Consider the following 6,395-nt stretch of genomic DNA (forward strand, 5'->3'; position numbering starts at 1 on the left):
GCCTGGCCATGCTGGATCTGCTGCAAGACCAGCTCAAGGACACCGACGCAGGCAGCGCCGACCTGCTGTTCGATGCCACGCTGACTCTGCTGGTAGGGGAGCTGCGGGGCTTGATGACCGATCTGGTTGTCGCGCTGGGGGGAGAGGAAGGGCATTGATATGACCATTGACATGGAAATCCAACACGGTTTGCACCGACCACCAGACCAGCTCAGGGATCAACTGCGGACCTGGATCAGGGCTCACTTTGATTTGGACGAGTCCGCGAATTTGATCAATGAACTGGGTTTTGTGAATCGTCACTCAGGGTCAACCATCGATAGTCAGTTCCGAGCAGATCTCGCCTTGGTCAGCAACCAGCTGATTGCTTACGAAATCAAGTCCGGGGCGGATTCACTTCGCCGTTGGCCCGCCCAATGCGCGGCGTATCAACGGGTCTTCGACGCGACCTGGTTGTGTGTGCATGCCTCGCATCTGACTGAGGCCTACGACATAACTCCACAGTCGGTGGGGCTGATCGTGGTGGATGATCTGGGTGGTTTGGTGCTTTTTCGGGCGGCTGAGGCTAATCCGCGAGTGGACCCCTATGACCTGTCCGGCTTTCTGTGGCGGGAGGATCTGGATTCTTTGTGTCGGCAACACGGTATCGTAGGCAGGACCCGTCAAACCAAGACACAGGTGCGGCAGCGCATTGCGCACGATCTGCCTTTAGCTGTGATCCATGCGAGCGTGCTGGAGAAGCTCAAGCGCCGCGGGATGGTGGAGTTCGCGGGCTTGCCTAATCAGTGTGCGACCAAGCGATCAGCAAGCTTACGTGCCCGCTTGCAGTCTAAGGAACAGGCAGAAACGTGACGATTTGTCATTGTCGAGGTAGAGTCGGCAATTTTCTGGATGACCCATGCCTCGCAACCCCCTTCTACCCCCTTATGCCACTTTGCGACTGACACCCGAGCAGTTTCAGTGCTGCTTGACAGGGCGTAGCGCTGCGGCCTCGGATGCCGCTAGGTTGGTTCTGGTCGACGGGTTTCCGATCAAGGTCGCGGCAGAGAAAATCGGCCTAACGGAGAAAACGGTGACAAATGCAATGGGCCGTATAAGGAGGCGCTACCTACAGATCTGTAAGGCGGGGCCTTGGCCGTTGATTTGATATGGATGAGGCCCTGATTCAATGGTCTGTATCGCTACCTGCGGCTGGCGGTGGCGGGAGAAGCGCGGTTTCAGGATTACCCGGACAAGAATCAGGTTTCGCATCCGCACGATGCCTTGCAGTATGTCTGCCTGGGCCTGACCGAACCTGTTGCGCCCCCACCGCCGCCCACCAAACCGAGCTGGCGCGAGACCTTGCAGCCACAACGGCAACGGTCAGGGATGCGGGCTTAGAGGGCACACGGGCGCTAGTACGGTCAGAGGGAATGGCGCCTGGCATCTCGTTGCCGCACTTTCTGAGAACGCTACAGTGGCACAGCGTCCTGCGGGTTCAGCGTGAGTTCCTTGCGTTCCTCTTCAGACTTTTCCTGCCATGCTTTCCATCCTTCAGCCTCAGTCTTGCTGACTGCCGCTCTGATTTTTTCAAAATAACCTTCTCCATCACCCGTCATTTCCACAAAGCGTGTGCTGGAAATCCAGGATGGAAAATTCTTATTCTGAATCGTGTAGTCCGATGGGCCTGAATTGCGCAACGGCCTAAGCTGGAACCCACGGCCGTAGATAAAACGAACCAGTACATAGTAACGCTTGCCAGCTTCGACATTGGCGTCCAGGAAATGTGCAATCATGCCCGAGTGATTTGCCATGAGCCGATGGTGTCCCGGTGTCAGCAGGACTGCAGCTTTGCTTTGGGCCCCTGTGATAGCAAGCAGTGCTCGACCGTCATCTTTGACATCATAGAGTCCGACGGGAACGAGCCCTTGAATCGCGTTAATGGGCTCAAGAAAAACAATCTGCGCCTTATCTGCAGGTGGTGGAAGCAAGTTCTGGCGGGCTGATTCAACAATGAACGGCTTAACCGGTTCAGTCGCACAACCACCGAGTGCTAATAGGAGAGAAGAGGTGATAGCAAGAAAAAATTTGTTCAGCATAGCAACATAACTGGCGAAGAAAATGGAGGGGCAAGCACTTTGGGTGCCTACGTTGCGGGACTCTTGAGATTCACATCTCGAATTGTAAAAGTTCAGATACGCATTCGCTAAAACATACCCGGCCAGGCCACACGCCAAAGACTTACTCAAACAGCGTCACCAGCCTGGCCAGGACTTCATCCATGATGTCGGGTGGGACGGCTTCCAGCTTCCGGCCCTTACGCGCCTTGAGGTCCAGCGCGCGCGGCTGATCGCAACGGACCACGCCCGTGGTCTGCAGGCCGGACCCGGCCAAATTGACGGCAAAGCCGGCAGTCCGCGCGAAATTTCCGCCGCTGGTAATGGGCAGGACCACCGGCACCCCGGTCAGCTGGTTGAAGGCTTTGACGGTGACCACCAGCACTGGCCGGCTACCTTGCTGCTCGTTACCGAGCACCGGGTCGAGCCCTACCAAGTAGATGTCGCCGCGCTCCATCACAGCAGCTCATTGCCAATGGGTCGATCCGACAGCCAGTCTTGATCGGCCTCGACCGCCGGGGCGGCAGCATCGCATTGCGCCAGCAGTTGTTCGAGCGTGTAGCGGGGCTTTGCCGAGGGGGTGACGACCAGCTTGCCCTGCTCAATGCTCAGGGCCACGGTTGAGCCAGCCTGCAGATCGAGCTGATCCAACATGGCGGTGGGCACGGCCATCATGACCGAACCGCCGACTTTGCGCAGATTGGTAGCACGCATGGTGGGATAACCTCCTAAAACCTTATTTGCAGGACTTCAACTCATTGAAGTGGGATGCCTTGCTCACCAAGGATCTTAACTCAAATATTATACAAAAGTATAATTTATCTTATTTCCCGGTCAGCCCCGCCACGCGCATCCAGCAGGCGTTGCGGCTTGATCCGGCTGGCTGTGGCGGGAAAAGCGCGGTTTCAGGATTACCCGGACAAGAATCAGGCTTCGCATCCGCACGATGCCTTGCAGTATGTCTGCCTGGGCCTGACCGAACCTGTTGCGCCCCCAGCGCCGCCCACCAAACCGAGCTGGCGCGAGACCTTGCAGCCACAACGGCAACGGTCGGGGATGCGGGCTTAGGGGGTGTATCCTGCGCATAGTGAAATCCATGGGGCGGGAGGTCGTCCATGCAGCGTGATCTGTTTTCCGAGGTCGTTGAAGGGTTCGAAGCCCTGGCGTCGCAGCGTCGGGCAGACGATATGACGCCCCGCCACGAGGCATCACCAAACTTACAGGTGTTTGCTGATAGGGTATTGCGGGATGGGCGGGTAGTCGTGGTGAATCATGCATCGCGTGACATACCACTGAACACGGTGTTTACCCGGCTCTCAACGGTCAGGCGGCCTCTGGGGAATGGTCCGCAGACACTGATCCGTGCCGACGCCATTCAGCTGACGATAACGGAAATCCATTTTTTCCGGCACATGATTGATGCGCTGCCCAAGGGACATAATGCAGCGTTGCGCCTAGCTGGTGTCGGCCTTGATTGTTTGCTGGCACATTTGCAGGACAAACCTGTGGGCGCCTTTGTATTTCTGGATACCTGACCGCCCCCAGTAGCACCCGTTCAGCGCTGGTACGCGACCTCGGTTTTCATCCTGGGTGCTTGCGGTCCAGTTCTTTGGCAAAACCATACCGAGCAAGGGCATGGGAAGCTTCTATCACCCAATCAAAGTCCTGCCCTCCCCGTGGCGTGCGGATCACCTCTCTCAATACCTCTACGGTTTCCAATTCCAGTACACCTTGCGCGGTCAGGGCACGTATGGCCGCAGCACGGCCTGCTTTCACCTCTTCACGAATCGCTGGCGCGAGTGGCAGGGCAACCGCCCCCAACGCACCGGCAATGTGCAGCACGCTTTCGATAACTGGCCCAAACCGCCGATAAGGCACTCCAAACCGGTTGCAAGCCGTCCCATCCAAGATGCCCGCGAGAATCGGCAGAGCGGTCTCTCCCATGTTGATCAGCATCTGCCCCGCCGACAGCCTGCTCCCCACGTCAGCGAGTTGTTCACCCCAGCGCCTGAGCACTGTTGCAGGCAGGCTCTCCGATTCGCTCATCATCAGGCTGCAGCACTGATCCGCAGTTCAATGTGCAAGCCCGCAGCCACCGCCATATTCACCAGTGCATCCAGGCCGAATAGATTGATTTTGCCACGCATCAGATCGGACACCCTGGGCTGGGTCACTCCCAGCAGGCGTGCTGCTTCTGCCTGGCTGATTTCCGTATGGGTCAGGTGGTTTTTCAACGCCATCATCAGTTCAGACCGAAGCTTCATGTTCTCTGCCTCGGCCGGTGTGTCTTCCAGCGCGTCCCAGACATTGGCAAAACGTTGCTGGCTCATGGTTTGATCTCCTTTAGTAAATCACGATAGCGGCTCGCTGCCAGATCCAGATCAGCCTTGCTTGTCTTCTGGGTCTTTTTCTGGAAGCAATGCAGGACATAAATCGCATCAGCCAGCTTGGCCACATAGATCACCCGGAATGCACCGCTGGCATCACGAATGCGTATTTCTCGCACGCCTTGACCAACGGTATGCATGGGCTTCCAGTCATCCGGTTCCAAGCCATGCTGCACTTGATCCAGTTGATGCCCGGCTTCCCGCCGGGCAGCTAGCGGAAAAGCTCGCAAGTCATCCAGGGAATTGCCGCAAAATTCAACAGGTTTGGGAGCGTTCATCTTAAAATTATACAATTTTTTGTATATAATAAACCATTCGATTCCAATAAAACATATCAAATCTCAAATCCTGCTCAGGAGGAAACACAGACCATGTCAACTCAAAACATACGCAGTGTGGACATGTTTTTTCTGGATGAGCTCTTTAGAATGGGGAGCGGCTATGTCCTTAATTTTTCAGATCGCACTATGGCGGAGTTCTTCGCAAATGAACTGAACATTGATATTGATGACAACTTATATAAAAAGAATGGAACATCCAAAGCCAAGCGCTTGCGCTATTTTCTGCAAACCGTAGATAAGCCTACAGTCGTCAAAACGCTTAAGGCACTTTGGGAATACCGTGAAGCAATACGTCAACAATATGACGAACCAGAAAATGTTCAGAACGCGCAGGGCCGCCTGTTAGCTCTAATCAGCCAGCTGGAAGGGCCAACAGTCGGTTCCACAATACCGAAACCATCACCCGTACCCGCCTACAATCGACCAATGCTCGACGAATTGATGGAAGCGCTAATGGCCATTCCAGCGATAGATAACCCACAAAGGCGAGGCTATGAATTTGAAAAATTTCTTCAACAGCTTTTTAAAACCTACGGACTAAACCCACGTGAGCCCTTCCGTGTCAGGGGCGAGCAAATCGATGGCAGCTTTCAATTTGAAAGTGAAACCTACTTAGTTGAAGCGAAATGGCAAAACCCACCTGTAGGTGTCGCGAAATTACATAGTTTCCAAGGAAAAATCGACCAAAAAGCTGCTTGGACCCGAGGTTTATTTATCAGTAACAGTGGCTTCACAAATGAGGGGCTTGATGCGTTCGGACGTGGAAAGCGAGTCATCTGCATGGATGGTCTTGACTTGTACGAGGCATTGCAACGAGAAATTCCGCTTAACGCGGTTCTAGAGAAGAAAGTTCGACGAGCCGCCGAAACCGGGCTTCCTTTTGTCCGCGTTAGAGACCTATTCCCTGGTTAGTGCCGATATTCCCCCAACTAAGAAGTTTGTCGCCCAAATGACGTTCGCTCTTTATTTTATCTAGGACCATTCACCCCGCCCAACCCGCAGACTGCGCGCCATTGTTGAGGGAGGGTGGGTCATGGCGGCGTCTTCTTCGCTGGCTTTGCAGAACTGGCAGCTGCTGCATGAGGCGCGGCAGCGGGGGCATGATGCCTATGTCGAACAGGCGTTGCGGCTGGAGCAGTATTACCTCGGAGGCGGTCTGCAGTGGGATCCGGAGGACCGGGTGTTTCTGGAGGGAGAGGGCCGGCCCTGCATCGAGATCAACCAGATCTGGCCAGCGATCCATAACGCGCTCGGCCATCAGATTCACAACCGCATGGATATGGCATTCCGGCCACGGGGTGGCGAGGCGGACGGCGAACTGGCCGAGGTGTTGAGCAAGGTCGCGATGCAGGTGGCCGACCGCCAGCAGCTGCACTGGCTGGAGACGCAGTGCATGGCCGATGGTCTGATTCAGCAGCGCGGCTATTTCGATGTGCGGATGGACATGAACTCTCCCACAGCTAAAGCCGTTGGCTTGTAGCTGGGGTTTCGCGGGTCGTTGATTTAGGCTTGCGCGCATTCGCTTGCAGAGGCTTCTGTCTCGCCGCCACGCCCGTCCCAGGCGTGTGCGC

Annotated in this window: 12 protein-coding genes; 6 read left to right on the forward strand and 6 right to left on the reverse strand. The window is 55.6% G+C overall.

The genetic code is table 11. The features are described from left to right. Positions 1–8 precede the first annotated feature (8 nt). Together rdgC and PZA18_RS23295 are read left to right on the forward strand one after the other, a co-directional pair. Positions 9–158, forward strand: a complete 150-nt coding sequence (gene rdgC / locus PZA18_RS25510) for a recombination-associated protein RdgC (RefSeq protein WP_407951209.1) — start codon at positions 9–11, stop codon at positions 156–158. A gap of 1 nt (position 159) precedes the next feature. Further along, complete coding sequence (locus PZA18_RS23295) at positions 160–852, forward strand: sce7726 family protein (RefSeq protein WP_284103298.1); 693 nt, start codon at positions 160–162, stop codon at positions 850–852. Between the two features lie 599 nt (positions 853–1,451). Here PZA18_RS23295 and PZA18_RS23300 read toward each other — a convergent pair. The 3 genes from PZA18_RS23300 to PZA18_RS23310 are packed head-to-tail and all read right to left on the reverse strand — an operon-like array spanning position 1,452 to position 2,810. After that, entirely contained in the window at positions 1,452–2,228 is a 777-nt protein-coding gene (locus PZA18_RS23300; protein WP_284103299.1) for a hypothetical protein, read from the reverse strand. Further along, positions 2,221–2,553 (reverse strand): type II toxin-antitoxin system PemK/MazF family toxin, encoded by a 333-nt coding sequence (locus PZA18_RS23305; RefSeq protein WP_284103300.1) that lies wholly within the window; start codon positions 2,551–2,553, stop codon positions 2,221–2,223. The genes PZA18_RS23300 and PZA18_RS23305 overlap by 8 nt, the downstream gene beginning before the upstream one ends. Next, positions 2,553–2,810 carry an AbrB/MazE/SpoVT family DNA-binding domain-containing protein gene (locus tag PZA18_RS23310; protein WP_284103301.1) on the reverse strand — a complete coding sequence of 86 codons (258 nt, stop codon included), beginning with the start codon at positions 2,808–2,810 and terminating at the stop codon, positions 2,553–2,555. The genes PZA18_RS23305 and PZA18_RS23310 overlap by 1 nt, the downstream gene beginning before the upstream one ends. Before the next feature lie 156 nt (positions 2,811–2,966). Between PZA18_RS23310 and PZA18_RS23315 the strand changes: the two genes are divergently transcribed. Further along, positions 2,967–3,164 carry a hypothetical protein gene (locus tag PZA18_RS23315; RefSeq protein ID WP_284103302.1) on the forward strand — a complete coding sequence of 66 codons (198 nt, stop codon included), beginning with the start codon at positions 2,967–2,969 and terminating at the stop codon, positions 3,162–3,164. A 47-nt stretch (positions 3,165–3,211) separates the two neighbouring features. Continuing rightward, entirely contained in the window at positions 3,212–3,631 is a 420-nt protein-coding gene (locus PZA18_RS23320) for a hypothetical protein (RefSeq protein ID WP_284103303.1), read from the forward strand. Between the two features lie 46 nt (positions 3,632–3,677). On the opposite strand, the gene PZA18_RS23325 is transcribed toward PZA18_RS23320, so the two are convergent. From PZA18_RS23325 to PZA18_RS23335, 3 genes are read right to left on the reverse strand one after another with little or no spacing between them, the layout of a single operon-like run. Beyond that, positions 3,678–4,145 (reverse strand): hypothetical protein, encoded by a 468-nt coding sequence (locus PZA18_RS23325; protein WP_284103304.1) that lies wholly within the window; start codon positions 4,143–4,145, stop codon positions 3,678–3,680. Next, on the reverse strand, positions 4,145–4,426 hold the full coding sequence (locus tag PZA18_RS23330; protein ID WP_284103305.1) for a helix-turn-helix domain-containing protein: 282 nt from the start codon (positions 4,424–4,426) through the stop codon (positions 4,145–4,147). Before PZA18_RS23330 ends, PZA18_RS23325 begins: the two co-directional genes overlap by 1 nt. Beyond that, positions 4,423–4,761 carry a type II toxin-antitoxin system RelE/ParE family toxin gene (locus PZA18_RS23335; RefSeq protein WP_284103306.1) on the reverse strand — a complete coding sequence of 113 codons (339 nt, stop codon included), beginning with the start codon at positions 4,759–4,761 and terminating at the stop codon, positions 4,423–4,425. Before PZA18_RS23335 ends, PZA18_RS23330 begins: the two co-directional genes overlap by 4 nt. Before the next feature lie 93 nt (positions 4,762–4,854). Here PZA18_RS23335 and PZA18_RS23340 point away from each other — a divergent pair, with 93 nt between their 5' ends. Beyond that, a complete protein-coding gene (locus PZA18_RS23340; RefSeq protein ID WP_284103307.1) occupies positions 4,855–5,736 on the forward strand; it encodes a restriction endonuclease in 882 nt (293 codons plus the stop codon). Positions 5,737–5,857: 121 nt separating this feature from the next. Further along, positions 5,858–6,304: a portal protein gene (locus PZA18_RS23345; RefSeq protein WP_284103308.1), complete on the forward strand. Its 447-nt coding sequence runs from the start codon at positions 5,858–5,860 to the stop codon at positions 6,302–6,304. The last annotated feature ends 91 nt before the right edge of the window (positions 6,305–6,395 follow it).

This window comes from Parachitinimonas caeni, assembly GCF_030129945.1.
Lineage (GTDB): Bacteria > Pseudomonadota > Gammaproteobacteria > Burkholderiales > Chitinimonadaceae > Parachitinimonas > Parachitinimonas caeni.